The sequence below is a fragment of the Viridibacillus sp. KH_047 genome, assembly GCF_057838945.1.
Window position 1 is genome coordinate 3704889 of record NZ_CM174479.1, and the last position, 17098, is coordinate 3721986.

A 17098-nucleotide genomic window follows, 5' to 3' on the forward strand; every position below is an offset into this window, starting at 1 on the left:
TACAAATTCCTCCTCTAGTATGAATCGTGGTATTAAGTTTACTTAATATTGTTTACTTAATATCATAACTCATAATATCAAAAACATACGTCGTTGACCACTGCTCACCATTAATCTTTCAATATTTTATTGACCACGTCTCGCACTTCGTAGATGTCGAATGGTTTTGTAAAGTAATGCTTAGCACCAAGAGCCTCAGCTTCTTTAATCAAATCCAATTCTCCATATGCTGTCATCATAAGTACAGGTAGGTCAGGTAATTGCTTATTTATACGTTTTAGTATTTCAATCCCATCCATACCAGGAATTTTCATATCTAATAAGACACAATCCATCATTATTTTATCTATATATTGCAATGCTTCAAGACCGTTAGCCGCTAGATATGTTTCATAGCCCTCTTTCTTGAACACTTCATTGAGTAGCAAGCGAATTCCTTGTTGGTCGTCTACTATAAGTATTTTTTTCACCTTTACCATACTCCCTTTTTTTATTCCCCCGTACGTATTATTCGATAATATACCTCATTTTCCCTTTTAATACATTAAAATAATTCATTTTGCATTTAAAATGAACAATTATTATAATAAAAGCCGTAGAGGTGAATATTATGTTGAAAATGTTATCGACACAGCTTGGCGGTCTCTTACAAAGAATTTCGACTAGTCAAGAAGAAGCAATTGAAGAAACTGCTCGATTACTAGCGCAAGCAGGTATCGCTGAAGGAACTGTATATTTTGCTTGTTTTGATGAAATGCAAGCAATTGAAAATAATGCTTTGCACAGTGCAGAACCTTTTTCAAAATTAAAACCTTGGTCTAAAGATACAAAATTAGTATCAACAGACCGTGTATGTATTTTCACTCGTCACGCAAACGATCCACAGGCTCTTGAATTGGCACATTCATTATACGATTTATTTATTCCATTTGCTGTAGTTGCAAGTGAAAAAGCTGAAAATAGTGGCGAGATGGCTGATTTAGCTTATACCTATGTATCTTTGGGCATCAAAAAAGGGTTATTGCCAAATGATGCAGGTGAACGTATTGTGCTACCGTATAGTTTCGCTGCTATGTTTGTATACGAAGCTGTGAAAATGTCTTATGACGAAATGCTATCTAATGATTAGTAATAATCAAACTCTTTTTCAGACCACTCTATAGGTTCTAGGAGTGGTTTTTTGGTGTTTTTAGTTATTTGATTTATTTTTGATTACTATTATAGTATGGTCTAATTTAATTATTTTCTACAAAAAAAGAGACTACTCTTCATTTAAACATGTGGAGTAGTCTCTTTTTATAAATCTTTTGTTTTTCGATATCACAAAATTTGTAAGTTGTTAACTCGATTATATCTATAAAATCAGTATCACATGATCCTTACAACGATATTCAAGTCTTGTTACGCAAAATCAGTATTTATTTAACTGCTGCTGCGATGAATTCTCTGAATAGTGGTTGTGGACGGTTCGGACGTGAGATAAATTCTGGGTGGAATTGAGATGCCACGAAGAATTTGTTCTCTGGTAATTCAACAATTTCAACTAAACGGCCATCTGGGCTTGTACCTGAGAATACGAATCCAGCTGCTTCGAATGCTTCACGGTATTCGTTATTAAACTCATAACGATGACGATGACGTTCATAGACTATTTCTTCACCATATGCTTCCATAGCTTTTGAATCTGATTTTAATTTACATGGGAATAGACCTAGACGAAGTGTTCCACCTAAATCCTCAACGTCTTTTTGTTCTGGTAAAAGATCGATGATAGGGTATTTAGTATCTGCATCAAGTTCTGATGAGTGCGCGCCTTCTAAGTTTAGAACGTTACGTGCAAATTCAACAGTTGCTAATTGCATACCTAGGCAAATACCTAAGAACGGCACGTCATTTTCACGTGCATATTGAGTTGCAATGATTTTACCTTCAACACCACGGTCACCAAAGCCACCTGGTACAAGGATACCATCTGCATTTTTCAATAATTCTTCAACATTTTCAGCTGTAACATCTTCAGAATTGATCCAGTCTACATCAATATCTGCATCTACTGGGTATCCAGCGTGTTTTAATGCTTCAACTACTGATAAATAAGCATCTTGTAATTCAACATATTTACCAACAAGTGCAATTTTCACTGTTTTAGATAAGTTTAATACACGATCTACTAATTCAGTCCATTCAGCCATATCAGCTTGTGGTGCAGTGATACCAAAGTGTTCTAGAACGATATCATCCATACCTTGTGCTTGTAGGTTTAATGGTACTTCATATAAATGTTTTGCATCTTGACATTCAATAACGTTACTTGCTTTTACGTCACAGAATAAAGCTAATTTTTCTTTCATTTCTTGTGGCACTTCTTGTTCTGTACGTACTACAAGAAGAGTTGGTTGAATACCTAAAGAACGTAATTCTTTTACAGAGTGTTGTGTTGGTTTTGTTTTTAATTCACCAGCTGCTTTGATGTAAGGAATTAAAGTACAGTGAATGTACATTACGTTTTCCCCACCAAGATCTGATTTCATTTGTCGAATAGCTTCTAGGAATGGTAGTGATTCGATATCACCTACTGTTCCACCTACTTCTGTAATAACCACATCCGCACTTGTTTCACGACCTGCACGTTGGATACGCTCTTTAATTTCGTTTGTGATATGTGGAATAACTTGTACAGTTCCACCGTTATAATCTCCACGACGTTCTTTTCTCAAAACAGAAGAGTAAACACGTCCAGAAGTTACTGTACTGTGTTTTCCTAAGTTAATATCGATGAAACGTTCATAGTGACCTAAATCTAAATCTGCCTCTGCGCCATCATCTGTTACGAAAACTTCACCGTGTTGGTACGGGCTCATTGTACCTGGGTCAAGATTGATGTATGGGTCAAATTTTTGGATTGTTACTTCTAATCCACGGTTCTTCAATAAACGTCCAAGTGATGCAGCTGTAATACCTTTACCAAGTGATGATACAACCCCACCTGTTACGAAAATATATTTGGTCAAAGCCAATTCCTCCTTTAAATTAAACACTTATAAAAAAAATAAAAAACGCTCCTCCCGCATAATATGCAGGGGGAGCGTATAAATTATACGGTCATTCTCCTTTTAAGGAGCCCAAGTAAAAGATTATATGGAACTCAGCTAGAAGTCAAGAAATTATTCTTCTTCATCTTCTTCTAACTCTTCTTCTTCTTCATCAATTTCGAATTCATCTTCTTCTTCAAGCAAGTCTTCATCGAGGTCTTCATCGATATCATCAATTGCAACATCTTCGAATTCTTCCTCTTCCTCATCTTCTTCAGTTGGATCTTCAACGAATTCATCGAAGTTTTCATCGAAGTCTAATTCTTCTTCTTCAAGTTCAAGCTCATCTTCATCGTCAATTACAGCTTTAGCTTTTTTCTTGCGGACTTTTACTGTTGGTGCTGTTTCTTCTTCGATTTGTTCGATTGCATACCACTCGCGAAGGCCCCAACGGTTTTCACCTAGCACAATAAAGCGACCTTCAATGTTAAGGTCTGTATAAAATTGTAATAAGCGCTCTTTTACTTCTGCATCAGTACAACCTTTTATTGTTTGAATTTCTTTCATCAGTTCTGGGAAAGTTAATGGTTGTTTTTTTGAATCTAAAATTCCGTATGCTAAATCGATAAACGATTCTTCTGATAGTTGTTCTTTTGTCATTTCACGAAAGTTCAAATCGTGCACGTCCCTTCTTAATACATAAACATAATATCCATTATATACAATCTTTCTTTGATTACGCCACAATCAATTATTCTTTTTTTGATTTCTCAATTGTCGATACCCAATAGCAAAAAGATATATGGAAAAAATAAGGATGGGGATGGCCCCTAATTGCTTGTTATACAAAAAGAATATAAGTACCAGGCAAATTATGATAAATAGATAATGTAGTAGGCTTTTCATATAAACAAGAACTCCTTAAAATTTGTTTTACTCCTTATTATACAAAAAATAAAAATGAAGGGGCTAATGAAATGATTAGTTCCTTCATTTTTTATTTTTCACTAATTTGTATCACTCAGAAGTTTGTACATTTGCATTGCTTTTATGGGCATTGAAAGTGGCGTTTTAGATAGTGTTTGTTTGCACAATACTATTGAATGGCCTGGAGCAAAAGGATGTGAGTCAGAGAGATGTTGCCTTAGGACGTGGCGTACTTAGGCTGTCTTCCTCTATACGGGCCTCTTGGGACAACAGGATGTTGGTCATGCAACCGTTGCGACAGGACGTCGCGCACTTAGGTTGCCTTCCTAAAGTGATGTATCCAGCTTCTGGCGCTAGCTGTTCAGGTCGTTTCGGTCGGGCACTCAAAGTCAAAAAGCGACTTTGGCTTCCGCCCTCCAACGACCTCACAGCTTTACGAGCGCTCTCAGCATTTAGTGATATATCCAGCTTCGGACGCCAACTGCTTGGGTCACTTCGGTCTCTCGGACAAAAGCTTAAGTAATGCTTTTGTTTCGAGCCCTCCAGTGACTGGCGCAGCTAAACGGGCGTCCTCAGCATTTAATTGTATCCAGCTTCTGGCGCTAGCTGTTCGGGTCGTTTCGGTCGGGCGCTCAAAGTCAAAAAGCGACTTTGGCTTCCGCCCTCCAACGACCTCACAGCTTTACGAGCGCTCTCAGCATTTAGTGATATATCCAGCTTCAGCGGCCAGCCCTTCGAGGTCACTTCAGTCTCTCGGTCAAAAGCTGAAGTGATGCTTTTGATTCGAGCCTTCCAGTGCTTGTCAGGGCTGAGCGGGCCGCTTCAGCATTTAGTTACATATTCCTTCTGTATTGTCCGCCTACTTGGTATAGGGCGTTGGTGATTTGGCCTAGGCTTGCGTATTTTACTGTTTCCATTAGTTCTGCAAATATGTTGCCTCCTGTTACTGCTACTTCTTTTAGTTTTTGAATAGCACCTTCAGCTTCAGTGGCATGTTTTGCTTGGAATTTTTTTAGATTTTGAATTTGTGTTTCTTTTTCTTCTTGTGATGCCCTAGCAATTTCCATACTATCGATCGCTTCTGATGAAGGTGGATTTGGATTCAAGTATGTGTTAACACCGATGATTGGTAGTTCACCTGAGTGTTTCAGCATTTCATAGTACATGGACTCTTCTTGAATCTTACCACGTTGATATTGGGTTTCCATCGCTCCAAGAACTCCACCTCTATCATTAATTCGATCGAATTCTTCCAATACTGCATTTTCTACAAGATCAGTTAATTCTTCGATAATGAATGCACCTTGTAATGGGTTTTCATTTTTTGTTAGCCCGTGTTCTTTTGTAATGATCATTTGAATAGCCATTGCGCGACGAACAGATTCTTCTGTTGGTGTTGTAATCGCTTCGTCATATGCATTCGTGTGTAATGAATTACAGTTATCATGCAATGCCATCAATGCTTGTAATGTTGTACGAATATCGTTGAAGTCGATTTCTTGTGCGTGTAAGCTACGACCCGAAGTTTGGATATGGTATTTTAGCTTCTGACTACGTTCATTTGCACCGTATTTATCACGCATAACAATCGACCAAATACGACGAGCTACTCGACCGATTACTGTATATTCTGGGTCTAATCCATTGGAGAAGAAGAAAGATAGATTTGGCGCGAAATCATCAATATTCATGCCACGACTTAAATAGTATTCCACATAAGTGAAACCATTAGCCAAAGTAAATGCTAGCTGTGAAATTGGGTTCGCACCTGCTTCTGCAATATGATATCCAGAAATCGATACAGAATAGTAGTTACGTACTTTTTGGTCGATGAAATATTGTTGAATATCCCCCATCATACGTAATGCGAATTCTGTAGAGAAAATACAAGTATTCTGTCCCTGATCTTCTTTTAAAATGTCAGCTTGCACTGTACCGCGCACAACTTGAAGCGTTTTTTCACGAACATCAGTGAATTCTTCAACAGTTAAACAGCGTCCTAATTTACTTTCTTGTATTTTCACTTGTTGATCAACAGCTGTGTTCATGAACATTGCTAAAATAATTGGAGCTGGTCCATTGATTGTCATCGACACAGAAGTAGATGGTGCACATAGATCAAAGCCATCATAAAGCTTCTTCATATCTTCTAGTGTACAAATACTAACCCCTGATTCGCCGACTTTACCGTAAATATCCGGACGGTAATCTGGATCTTCACCGTACAACGTTACAGAGTCAAATGCAGTTGATAAGCGTTTTGCATCATCATCTTTAGATAAGTAATGGAATCGTCTATTAGTACGTTCTGGTGTCCCTTCACCTGCAAATTGGCGTTTCGGATCCTCTCCTTCACGTTTAAAAGGGAAAACTCCTGCTGTATAAGGGAATGAACCTGGTACATTTTCTTTATATACCCACCGTAATATCTCTCCGTAATCAACAAATTTCGGCAATACTACTTTTGGAATTTTTAAACCAGCTAGGCTAGTAGTTGTCAAAATTGTACGGATTTCTTTGTCACGTACTTTTGTAACAAATTCATCTCCTGAGTATGCTTCTTTAAGTGTTTTCCAATTTGCTAAAATATTCTTTGATTCTGCTGTTAATTGAGTTTTGATATCCCCAGCTAATGAAGTGAGTGATGCAATTAATGCATCGTCGGGTGCTTTCTCCTGAACAGTTGTAATTGCCCCTTCTAATTGGAATAGCTTACGGGCAAATTCAACTTGCTGTTCGGACTTTTTATGATAGTTACGAATAGCATCTGTAATTTCACGTAAGTAGTAACGTCGATCATTTGGAATGATGACATCTTGCTTTTGAGTTTTCACAAAATGCTCGTAAGATGTTGCCCAATCAAGACCACATTTTTCGTTAATAACTTGAACAAGCTCTGCGAATAAAGAATTTGTCCCTTTGTCATTAAACTGGCTAGCGATTGTACCAAATACCGGCATTTCATTTAGGTTTTTCGTCCATTGTTCATGGCTACGTTGGTATTGTTTCTGCACTTGTCGAAGTGCATCTTCTGACCCTTTACGTTCGAATTTGTTAATGACAATAAGATCAGCAAAGTCAATCATATCAATTTTCTCAAGCTGCGTCGGTGCACCAAATTCACTTGTCATAACGTACATGGACAAATCTGAAATTTTTGTAATAGCAGCATCCCCTTGACCGATACCGCTTGTTTCAACAACGATTAGATCATATCCTGCTACCTTCACAACATCTAATACGTCAGAAATTGCATCTGAAAGCTCAGAGTGAGATCCCCGTGTTGCAAGACTACGCATATAAACGCGATTATTAAATATAGCATTCATACGAATACGGTCTCCAAGTAGTGCCCCACCAGTTTTTTGCTTCGTTGGATCAATTGATAGGATAGCAACTTTTTTATCCGGGAATTCCTGTAAAAATCGACGAATCAATTCATCAGTTAATGAACTTTTCCCGGCCCCTCCTGTACCAGTAATACCGAGTACAGGTGTGTTTTTTGATAAACTCCGTGCTTTTTCTAGGAAATCTGTTAACTCACCATCTTTTGCTTCTTCAGCTGCCGTGATAAGTTGTGCTAATACTTCCGGTTGTTCCGTTGATAATGTATCTAACTTACTACTTAAGTTCTCTTTAATTGTAGTAAAGTCGCTTTTTTCAATCATTTGATTAATCATTCCTTGTAATCCCAGCTCACGACCATCTTCTGGCGAAAATAACCCCGCGATGCCATATTCATGTAGTTCCTTAATTTCACGAGGTAAAATTACGCCACCTCCGCCACCGAAAATACCTATATGCGGAGCGCCTTTTTCCCTAAATAGATCTTGCATATATTTAAAATATTCTACGTGACCACCTTGATATGAAGAAATCGCTACCCCTTGCGCATCTTCTTGGATCGCTGCGTTGACTACCTCTTCAACTGAGCGATTATGTCCTAGATGAATAACTTCGACGCCACTCGATTGCAAAATACGACGCATAATATTAACCGATGCATCATGGCCATCAAAAAGACTAGAAGCCGTGACAAATCTTACGTGATTTTTTGGACGATACACTGTTGCTTGAACCATATATAAGTTCCCCCTTGTTATGAACGAAAAACTAAGTTGTTTCCCTTACCATTCCCCTGAAATGATTGGAACAAAAAATGTGCAAGGCTCTAGAAACTAAAACTATATGAAAGTTTGAGTTTTCCTACCTTGCACAAAGCGTAGCATTACTTCTTCAAAATACCATTTAAGAAAATAGTCGTTTGCATATCGATATAATCATCAATTGTATAATTTCTTCTGAAAGCCCATCGTCTAAATGCCCACGTTTGACCTTGCACCACGATATCATTTGCGATAAGATTGACTTCTTTTTCTGATAGAGACAGTTCCCCAGACTGTACGCAACCAGCTAATAGATTTTCAAATAACCGAACCATCTCAAGTTCCTTTGTTAAAACGTAACGCAATGCATCTTTTGGTAAAGACTTAGACTCCTGGTACATGACTAGAATTTCATCTGACATGGAATCTATAAGCAAAAAGTATTGGCGTATAGATGCTTTTAAACCTGCTATTGTACCTTCTTCCGTCGGTAAATTTGCTAACCTTATACTTACTTCACGATAAATATTGTCACAAACTAGATATAGTACATCTTCTTTCGTTCGAATATATTCATAAAGCGTACCTATACTAAAGCCAGCTTCTTTAGCAATTTCTCGAGTCGTCGTACGGTGAAAACCTTTTTGCTTAAACAATTTAACCGCGCCATGAATCATCTCATTCCTGCGCTTTTCTATCAGGCTTTCATCTTTAATCGACGATTCTACTTGTCTCTTATTTTGTCTTTTTACCATATATTATTTCGTTAACATACGAGAAATCACAAGGCGTTGAATCTCTTGTGTTCCTTCGTAAATTTGTGTAATTTTCGCGTCACGCATATATCGTTCAACTGGATAATCTTTTGTATAGCCGTAGCCACCAAATACTTGCACAGCCTCAGTTGTCACTTTCATTGCTGTATCACCAGCCATCAATTTTGCCATAGCCGATGCTTTACCGTAAGGAAGATTGTTAGACTCTAACCAAGCAGCTTGATATGTTAATAATCTTGAAGCTTCAATTGATGTAGCCATATCAGCTAGTTTAAAAGATACACCTTGATTTGCTGTAATTGGTTTGCCAAATTGAACGCGTTCTTTTGCATATGCAACAGATGCATCTAATGCCCCTTGTGCAATACCGACTGCTTGAGCAGCAATACCATTTCGACCACCATCTAACGTTTTCATGGCAATTTTAAAACCATCGCCTTCCACACCTAACAAGTTTTCTTTTGGTACACGGCAATTATCAAAAATAATTTCAGTTGTAGGTGATGAGCGAATCCCTAGTTTCTTTTCTTTTTTACCAACCGAGAATCCTTCAAAATCAGATTCTACTATGAATGCACTTGTACCGTTCTTAACTGTTGGATCTGTAACAGCAAATACAACATAAATTTCAGCTATGCCACCGTTTGTGATGAAGATTTTAGAGCCGTTTAAGATGTAATCATCACCATCTAATTTTGCTGTAGTTTTCATACCACCTGCATCTGAGCCTGAGCTCGGCTCCGTTAAGCCATATCCACCAATTTTAGTACCTTCAGCCATTGGGCGTAAGTATTTCTGTTTTTGCTCTTCATTACCAAATTTATAAATCGGCCATCCTGCTAAAGATGTATGTGCAGAAAGTGTTACTCCAGTAGAAGCACAAACACGAGATAATTCTTCAACTGCAATACAATAGGCTAAAAAGTCAGAACCGATACCACCATATTCTTCTGGCCACGGAATACCTGTTAATCCTAACTCTGCCATTTTATCAAATATTGCACGATCGAAAGTTTCTGTTTCGTCGCGTTCAGCAGCTGTTGGTGCTACTTCATTTTCAGCGAAATCACGTACCATTTTACGAATCATTTCATGTTCTTCTGATAATTGAAAGTTCATCTCTTTTTCCACCTTTGTTTTAGTTTTTTTTACCCCTATTTGTTTAAGTGTTTGCTTATAACAAGTCGTTGGATTTCGCTAGTGCCCTCGTAAATTTCCGTTACTTTGGCATCTCGGAAAAAACGTTCAACCGGATAGTCCATCGTATAGCCATATCCTCCAAATACCTGAATTGCCTCAGTTGTTACTTCTACAGCAGTTTTAGAAGCGAAAAGTTTTGCCATAGATGCTTCCTTGCCACAGGCTAATCCTTTGGCACGTAAATCTGCTGCACGGTAAACGAGTAATCTAGACGCTTCGACTGCTGTTGCCATATCCGCTAATTTAAATCCAACCCCTTGATTACTGGAGATAGGCTTCCCGAATTGGTGACGTTGTTGTGCGTATGCAATCGCTTCTTCTAAAGCGGCTTCAGCAATACCAAGAGCCTGTGAAGCTATGCCTATTCGACCAACATCTAAGTTCGCCATGGCTATTTTAAAGCCGTCCCCGACTTGACCGAGTAGATTTTCAGCAGGGACAATCATATTATCGAAATTCAGTTGAACTGTACGTGAGCCATGTAAACCCATTTTATGTTCATCTTTACCAATCACTAAGCCTTCAGTTTCTTTTTCGACAAGAAAGGCGGAAATTCCTTTTGAACCGAGCGACGGATCTGTTGAAGCAAAAACGATATATACTTCTGCCTCTCCACCATTAGTGATAAAAACTTTTGAACCATTGATAACGTAATTATTGCCGTCCTTCACTGCTTTAGATTTTAATGAACCTGCGTCAGACCCTGCCGATGGTTCTGTTAAACAAAAAGCACCTAAATATTCTCCCGATGCGAGCTTTGGTACATACTTTTGTTTTTGTTCTTCATTACCAAAATAAAGAATAAGATTTGTCACGACCGAAGTATGGACTGATAAAATTACTCCGATTGTCGCACTTACTCTCGATAACTCATTTATAGCTATGATATAAGATGTAAAATCCATATTTGCTCCACCGTACTGTTCAGGTGTTGTTATGCCCATTAGTCCTAGCTCTCCCATTTTAGCTAGAATGTCGCGTGGAAATTCCCCATTTTCCATGCTCTCAACTTTTGGTGCAATTTCTGTTTGCGCAAAATCTCGTACCATTTTGCGCATCATTAGTTGTTCTTCTGTGAACATCAATTCCATAGTGGAACACCCCTTTTAAGATTCGTAGATGTAGAAGCCACGTCCCGATTTCTTACCTAACCAACCTGCTTTCACGTATTTACGCAACAGTGGGCATGGTCGGTACTTGCTATCGCCAAAGCCTTCATATAATGTTTCCATAATATAGAGACAAGTATCTAAACCGATAAAATCTGCTAATGTTAACGGTCCCATTGGATGGTTCATACCAAGTTTCATAACATCATCAATGGCTTCTTTAGTCGCTACACCTTCGTAAAGTGTATAAATGGCTTCGTTGATCATCGGCATTAATATGCGATTTGCAACAAACCCCGGAAAATCATTTACTTCCACTGGCACTTTTTCAAGCTTTTTAGTCATGTCTTCGATTGTTTGATAGACATCATCTGCAGTAGCTAAGCCGCGAATAATTTCAACGAGCTTCATCACTGGTACAGGATTCATAAAATGCATACCAATAACTTGCTCTGGACGATTAGTCACAGCTGCTAACTCTGTAATCGGTAATGATGAAGTGTTAGAAGCTAAAATAGCATGTGCTGGTGCGATAGTATCCAGCTGTTTGAAAATAGATTGTTTAATTTCCATATTTTCAACAGCTGCTTCGATGACTAAATCAACATCATTTGCATCATTAATATCGAGAGATTTTGTTAGACGACCTAGAATGGCTTCTTTTTCACTCTCCGTCATGCGCCCTTTATCAACATTACGAGAAAGGTTTTTTGTAATCGTTCCTAAACCTCTTGCAAAAAACTCTTCTTTCATATCATTTAGTTTGACGTCAAATCCTGCTTGTGCACATACTTGTGCGATACCAGAGCCCATTTGACCGGCTCCAATAACCATTATTTTTTGAATACTCATTACTCGAATCCCCCCGTTTTTGGCACTTCAATCATGATGGCATCTCCTTGGCCTCCGCCAGAACAAATAGCCGCAATACCAATACCTCCGCCACGACGTTTTAATTCATAAGCTAACGTCAGAATAATTCGTGCACCTGATGCCCCAATTGGATGCCCTAATGCTACTGCCCCACCATTGACATTAACTCTCTCTGCATCTAGATCTGCAATTTGATTACTTGCTAGCGCAACAGCTGCAAATGCTTCGTTAATTTCAAATAAATCGATTTCTTGTAATGCTTTCCCTGTCTTTTCTAAAATTTTGTTGATGACTAAACCTGGTGTTTGTGGGAAATTCCTAGGTTCTACGCCAACTTCTGCATGCCCTAAAATGTATGCAAGTGGTGTATGATTTTCTGCTTTTGCACGTTCTTCATTCATAAGAACTACTGCACAAGCTCCATCATTAATACCCGGTGCATTTCCAGCTGTAATCGTTCCATCAGTCGTAAACGCTGCTCTAAGCTTTGTTAAAGATTGAAGTGACGTATCTCTTCTTGGTGCTTCATCCGTATCTATTTCTAACGGATCTCCTTTGCGCTGTGGAATCGTCACGGATACAATTTCTTCTGCAAATTTACCAGTGTCAATTGCATCTAGTGCTCTTTTGTGACTACGATACGCCCATTCGTCTTGCACTTCTCTTGAGAGTGAAAGTTCTTTTGCTGTGCTGTCTCCGTATGTTCCCATATGTACATGCTGTGGATCGAATGCACAAGATAATCCGTCATAGACCATGCCGTCTACCATAGTTGCATCTCCCATGCGTAAGCCAAATCTTCCTTTTGGTAAATAGTAAGGCGCATTTGACATTGACTCCATGCCACCTGCTACGATAACTTCCTCGTCCCCTAAACGAATCAGTTGATCGGCTAACGTCACACTGCGTAATCCCGAAGCGCAAACCTTATTCACCGTTTCTGTTTTCACTGACCACGGAATTCCGGCTTTTGAAGCTGCTTGGCGAGACGGTATTTGCCCTTGCCCTGCTTGTAATACACTCCCCATAATAACTTCATCAACTTGATGTGGTAGGACGTTTGCTCTTTGCAAAGCTGCTTGAATAGCAACTCCTCCTAGATCGCTGGCAGTAAGAGAACTTAATGCTCCACCAAATTTCCCAAATGCTGTTCGCGCACCATCTAAAATCACTGTTTTCACCAAATTAGACACCCCTTGTCTTTGTATTGCATACGCTTACATTATTCTTTTTAAAGTAAACAAGAATTCATTTATTATCTCGACTGAACGCTCGCTCAACAAAATTTTAGAAAAAAAGAGAGCGTCTAGCACTCTCTTATTCTATTTAGTAATATTGTACAAAATTACCAATTTTAATGCAATTGATTACTGAGTAATTGGTTCTTCAACAACTTCTTCAACAGGTGGTTTATATTCTCCACATACAGATTTCTCTAGTAATTCAGCAATGTCATATGTGCCAACCTGTTCTTCCACTTCTTTCGCTTTCGTACCATCTGAAAGCATCGTTAAGCAATACGGACAACCTGATGAAATCATCGTTGGATTCACCGCAAGTGCTTGCTCAGTTCTAGCTACATTCACTCGGTTACCAACATGCTCTTCCATCCACATTAAGCCTCCACCAGCTCCACAACACATACCGGTTTCACGATTACGTTCCATCTCAACTAACTTCACACCTGGAATGGCTTTTAAAATTTCACGCGGTGGATCATACACATCGTTGTAGCGGCCTAAGTAACATGAATCATGGAACGTTATAGTTTCTTCAATTGCAAATTGTGGTTTAAGACGGCCTTGTTTTACTAAGTCATAAAGTAATTCTGTATGGTGATATACTTCACCAGTCCAGCCAAAATCACTATATTCATTTTTAAAAATATTATATGCATGTGGATCGATCGTTACTAATTTTGTTACGCCTGTTTTTTCAAATTCACCAATATTAGCTGTGGCTAACTCTTGGAATAAGAATTCATTTCCTAGACGACGCGGTGTATCACCTGAATTCTTTTCTTTGTTACCTAAAATCGCAAATTTCACTCCAGCTTCGTTCATCAACTTCGCAAAAGATAATGCAATTTTTTGTGAGCGATTATCAAATGATCCCATTGAACCAACCCAGAATAGGTACTCGAACTCTTCACCAGCTTTTGATACTTCTTTCACCGTTGGAATATGAATATCCGGGCGAGCATCGCGCCAGTTTTCTTTTTCTTTACGGTTAATCCCCCACGGATTTCCTTGTCTTTCAATGTTAGTCATTGCGCGTTGTGCATCTGGATTCACACGTCCTTCTGTCATTGTTAAATATCGACGAAGGTCAATAATTTTATCAACGTGCTCATTCATTACTGGACATTGGTCTTCACAGTTACGGCAAGTTGTACAAGCCCATATTTCCTCTTCTGTGATGACATCCCCGATTAATGATGGACTATAGATGTCTTCTATAACAGCACCTTCTGCTCCAGCTGCAAGGGCTAATTGATTTCCTTTTGTTTTGTTGAACATGAATGATGGTACCCATGGTTGTTGACGTGTCGCAACGGCACCTGTAAATGTTAAGTGATCACGTAATTTTGTAATCAAGTCCATTGGTGACAACATTTTTCCTGTTCCACTTGCTGGACACATATTCGTACAACGGCCACATTCTACACATGCATACAAATCAATTAGTTGTAGTTGTGTGAAATCCGTAATTTTACCAACACCAAACGATGGAATTTCTTCTTCTCCATCTTCCCCTTCTTCTTCCATCTCTTCAAAGTTAATAGGCATTAGCTTACCAACATGATCTAAACGATTGAAGTAAACATTCACTGGACCAGCAATTAGATGCGCGTGTTTTGATTGTGGTACATACACTAAGAAAGTTAACAGAATTAATAAATGAATCCACCACATTACAAAGAACACAACAGTTGCAGCTGTTGGTGACAAAAATCCAAATACTGTAGCAATAGATGATGCAATTGGCTCTGACCAAGTAGCAGCATGATCATGCCAAATCATACCCATACCATTCCCTACTAAAACTGTAACCATCAATCCACCGATAAAGATCAATACTAATCCTGATTTAAAGCCACGCTTCAAACGGACAAGCTTCTCAATATAGCGACGGTAAAACGCCCAAACAACAGCGACTAAAATTACTAAAGACACAATTTCCTGCATGAACGTGAAATATGGATATACGGGTCCTAAAGGTAAATGAGATCCCGGTTTTAATCCTTTCCATATAAAATCAATTGCGCCTAGTTGAACTAGTATGAAGCCATAGAAAAACATAACATGGATAATTCCACTCTTTTTATCTTTTAATAACTTCTTCTGTCCAAATACATACACCCAAATTTTGTGTAAACGTGCTTTAACATCATTGTCAAACTCTACTTGTTTCCCCATTTTGACGAATTCATAACGCGTCTTTAACAAGTAACCGAATAAAAACAATCCATAAGCTACTACTACTAAAAATAGTATCCAGTTTGCAATTAACAATGGATTCATAACATTTCCCCCTCTACGATGCTCTTTATACGATTGTTACATTTTGCCAAAACTCACACTTAGCGTTTTACCATGAAATGTATATGTTGTAATCATTGTAAAATATGAATGAGCATTCAGTCAATAATATTTGTAGAATTCATAATTTTTAGTTTCTCAATGATTTCATATAAAATTTCCATTGTCTTGTTGTTTATACATATTTCTCAAAGTTTACTAAAAATTCTATCATAATCTCGAGTGAATTACATGTGAATTCAGAATTTTCCTCAATATTAATATTGAATAATAAAAATAACTAATAATTTTATTGATAAGCTTGCAACCTATTTCATTTTATAAGCTAAAAAAAGACTAACCAATTAATTGGTTAGTCTTCGATTTATTTTAAAACTATAGGTTCTAATAATGGGCCAAAATGTTGTTCTGCCGACTTTACTTGTTCTATAGAAATACCTAGTAAAGTTACCGTCGCAGGACCAGCTGTTTTTTTACAGTCTAATGAGCTTGAAAAAGAAACGTCTCCAAGTAAGTTTTCAATTTCATAGTGGATTCCCTTTGACCCGACAGGCCAAATACGCCCTATGATATTTGAATCGAGCGCTTTTTTTACTAATAATAAATTCGCAATATATTCTGGATGCTCCAGTAATTCATTCCCTACTAACGGTTTACCATATGTAAACCAATGAAGCTTTTTGACATCCGTTAAAGGTCGAACCGGAGCCCCTATCATTGTGATGGCAATACCAGATTGTAAAGTAGGCATATTCGTTTCAGAACTTCCTTTGATCGGTGGCACTGGCAGACTTAATTCATCAAATAATTGCGTAATACCTTTCACATAACGTCCCCAGCTAGCTTCACTACTGAAATTATGCATAACTATTGCTTCAGGTTCTGCACCAGCCGCCCATTGTTCTAGTAATGTTACTCTAGCAGAATAATAACTTGTTACATCATCTGGCACTTGAACGACATCTTGCTCTTTTTCTCCAATTGCTCCTGAGTTATCTGTTGTAACGATAAAGCCATTTGATAATTGCATTGCATTTCTCATTTTTTAATGTGCCTCTTTTCGTTGAAAGGCACGAGATAATACAGGCATTACAACCGCTGCAATTACTACGTTTAATAGCGTTGTCATTAATAGTACTGGTACCATCGAAAAGAAAAACGCTGGTGAATTCAGCCAATAAAATGGTAACGGCGCTAAAATCCCGTTAGCAATAATAGCAAAAATCCATTTCAAATATTTTCTTCCCTCATTATGAAGCTTAGCAAAGCCCCATAATATGATGAACATTTCTACAGCAATAAAGATATGCAATGGACCAAGGAAAGAACCACCTGTCATTGCCGATATAAGATGGCCAATCGCCGCCGCTGCGCCTGCTGCTACCGGTGGTAAAAAGACTGCACCTAGAAAAGCAGGAGCAGAATCAAGTGCCATAGAACCTAGCCCACCCGGCACTTTAATCATTGCTCCTACTGCACAGAGAGCTGCAATCATAGCTGTTAAAGTTAAGGCTTTAAGTTTCATAATTAACC

Annotated in this window: 13 protein-coding genes; 1 reads left to right on the forward strand and 12 read right to left on the reverse strand. The window is 38.3% G+C overall.

From position 1 onward, the window contains the following. Positions 1-110 precede the first annotated feature (110 nt). Positions 111-470 carry a response regulator gene (locus AC3IS5_RS18160; RefSeq protein WP_038180081.1) on the reverse strand — a complete coding sequence of 120 codons (360 nt, stop codon included), beginning with the start codon at positions 468-470 and terminating at the stop codon, positions 111-113. 140 nt (positions 471-610) lie between these two features. On the opposite strand from AC3IS5_RS18160, the gene AC3IS5_RS18165 reads away from it, so the two are divergent. Continuing rightward, on the forward strand, positions 611-1129 hold the full coding sequence (locus AC3IS5_RS18165) for a DUF2529 family protein (RefSeq protein WP_489425645.1): 519 nt from the start codon (positions 611-613) through the stop codon (positions 1127-1129). 289 nt (positions 1130-1418) lie between these two features. Here AC3IS5_RS18165 and pyrG read toward each other — a convergent pair whose 3' ends face one another. The 11 genes from pyrG to AC3IS5_RS18220 form a co-directional block, all read right to left on the reverse strand. Next, the gene (gene pyrG / locus AC3IS5_RS18170) at positions 1419-3011 is read right to left on the reverse strand and encodes a CTP synthase (protein ID WP_489425646.1); all 1593 of its coding nucleotides are present in this window, start codon (positions 3009-3011) and stop codon (positions 1419-1421) included. Positions 3012-3164: 153 nt separating this feature from the next. Beyond that, entirely contained in the window at positions 3165-3707 is a 543-nt protein-coding gene (gene rpoE / locus AC3IS5_RS18175) for a DNA-directed RNA polymerase subunit delta (RefSeq protein WP_489425647.1), read from the reverse strand. A gap of 1085 nt (positions 3708-4792) precedes the next feature. Continuing rightward, positions 4793-8041, reverse strand: coding sequence for a fused isobutyryl-CoA mutase/GTPase IcmF (gene icmF / locus AC3IS5_RS18180; protein WP_489425648.1), 3249 nt, complete (start codon positions 8039-8041; stop codon positions 4793-4795). Between the two features lie 146 nt (positions 8042-8187). Next, positions 8188-8820 carry a TetR/AcrR family transcriptional regulator gene (locus AC3IS5_RS18185; protein ID WP_489425649.1) on the reverse strand — a complete coding sequence of 211 codons (633 nt, stop codon included), beginning with the start codon at positions 8818-8820 and terminating at the stop codon, positions 8188-8190. Between the two features lie 3 nt (positions 8821-8823). Beyond that, positions 8824-9960 carry an acyl-CoA dehydrogenase gene (locus tag AC3IS5_RS18190; protein ID WP_489425650.1) on the reverse strand — a complete coding sequence of 379 codons (1137 nt, stop codon included), beginning with the start codon at positions 9958-9960 and terminating at the stop codon, positions 8824-8826. Positions 9961-9995: 35 nt separating this feature from the next. Then, on the reverse strand, positions 9996-11132 hold the full coding sequence (locus tag AC3IS5_RS18195; protein ID WP_489425651.1) for an acyl-CoA dehydrogenase: 1137 nt from the start codon (positions 11130-11132) through the stop codon (positions 9996-9998). A gap of 15 nt (positions 11133-11147) precedes the next feature. After that, positions 11148-12002, reverse strand: a complete 855-nt coding sequence (locus tag AC3IS5_RS18200; RefSeq protein ID WP_193738332.1) for a 3-hydroxybutyryl-CoA dehydrogenase — start codon at positions 12000-12002, stop codon at positions 11148-11150. Further along, a complete protein-coding gene (locus tag AC3IS5_RS18205) occupies positions 12002-13207 on the reverse strand; it encodes an acetyl-CoA C-acetyltransferase (RefSeq protein ID WP_489425652.1) in 1206 nt (401 codons plus the stop codon). Before AC3IS5_RS18205 ends, AC3IS5_RS18200 begins: the two co-directional genes overlap by 1 nt. A 183-nt stretch (positions 13208-13390) precedes the next feature. Beyond that, the gene (locus AC3IS5_RS18210; protein ID WP_489425653.1) at positions 13391-15547 is read right to left on the reverse strand and encodes a (Fe-S)-binding protein; all 2157 of its coding nucleotides are present in this window, start codon (positions 15545-15547) and stop codon (positions 13391-13393) included. A gap of 382 nt (positions 15548-15929) precedes the next feature. Next, the gene (locus AC3IS5_RS18215; protein WP_489425654.1) at positions 15930-16607 is read right to left on the reverse strand and encodes an alpha-ribazole-5-phosphate synthase; all 678 of its coding nucleotides are present in this window, start codon (positions 16605-16607) and stop codon (positions 15930-15932) included. A 3-nt stretch (positions 16608-16610) separates the two neighbouring features. Beyond that, positions 16611-17090 (reverse strand): ECF transporter S component, encoded by a 480-nt coding sequence (locus AC3IS5_RS18220; protein WP_489425655.1) that lies wholly within the window; start codon positions 17088-17090, stop codon positions 16611-16613. Positions 17091-17098: the final 8 nt, after the last annotated feature.

Coding starts and splice junctions, on each gene's coding strand:
- AC3IS5_RS18215 (WP_489425654.1), bottom strand. CDS start 16,607: ATGAGAAATGCAATGCAATTATCAAATGGCTTTATCGTTACAACAGAT.
- AC3IS5_RS18190 (WP_489425650.1), bottom strand. CDS start 9,960: ATGAACTTTCAATTATCAGAAGAACATGAAATGATTCGTAAAATGGTA.
- AC3IS5_RS18185 (WP_489425649.1), bottom strand. CDS start 8,820: ATGGTAAAAAGACAAAATAAGAGACAAGTAGAATCGTCGATTAAAGAT.
- AC3IS5_RS18220 (WP_489425655.1), bottom strand. CDS start 17,090: ATGAAACTTAAAGCCTTAACTTTAACAGCTATGATTGCAGCTCTCTGT.
- icmF (WP_489425648.1), bottom strand. CDS start 8,041: ATGGTTCAAGCAACAGTGTATCGTCCAAAAAATCACGTAAGATTTGTC.
- AC3IS5_RS18200 (WP_193738332.1), bottom strand. CDS start 12,002: ATGAGTATTCAAAAAATAATGGTTATTGGAGCCGGTCAAATGGGCTCT.
- AC3IS5_RS18195 (WP_489425651.1), bottom strand. CDS start 11,132: ATGGAATTGATGTTCACAGAAGAACAACTAATGATGCGCAAAATGGTA.
- AC3IS5_RS18210 (WP_489425653.1), bottom strand. CDS start 15,547: ATGAATCCATTGTTAATTGCAAACTGGATACTATTTTTAGTAGTAGTA.
- AC3IS5_RS18165 (WP_489425645.1), top strand. CDS start 611: ATGTTGAAAATGTTATCGACACAGCTTGGCGGTCTCTTACAAAGAATT.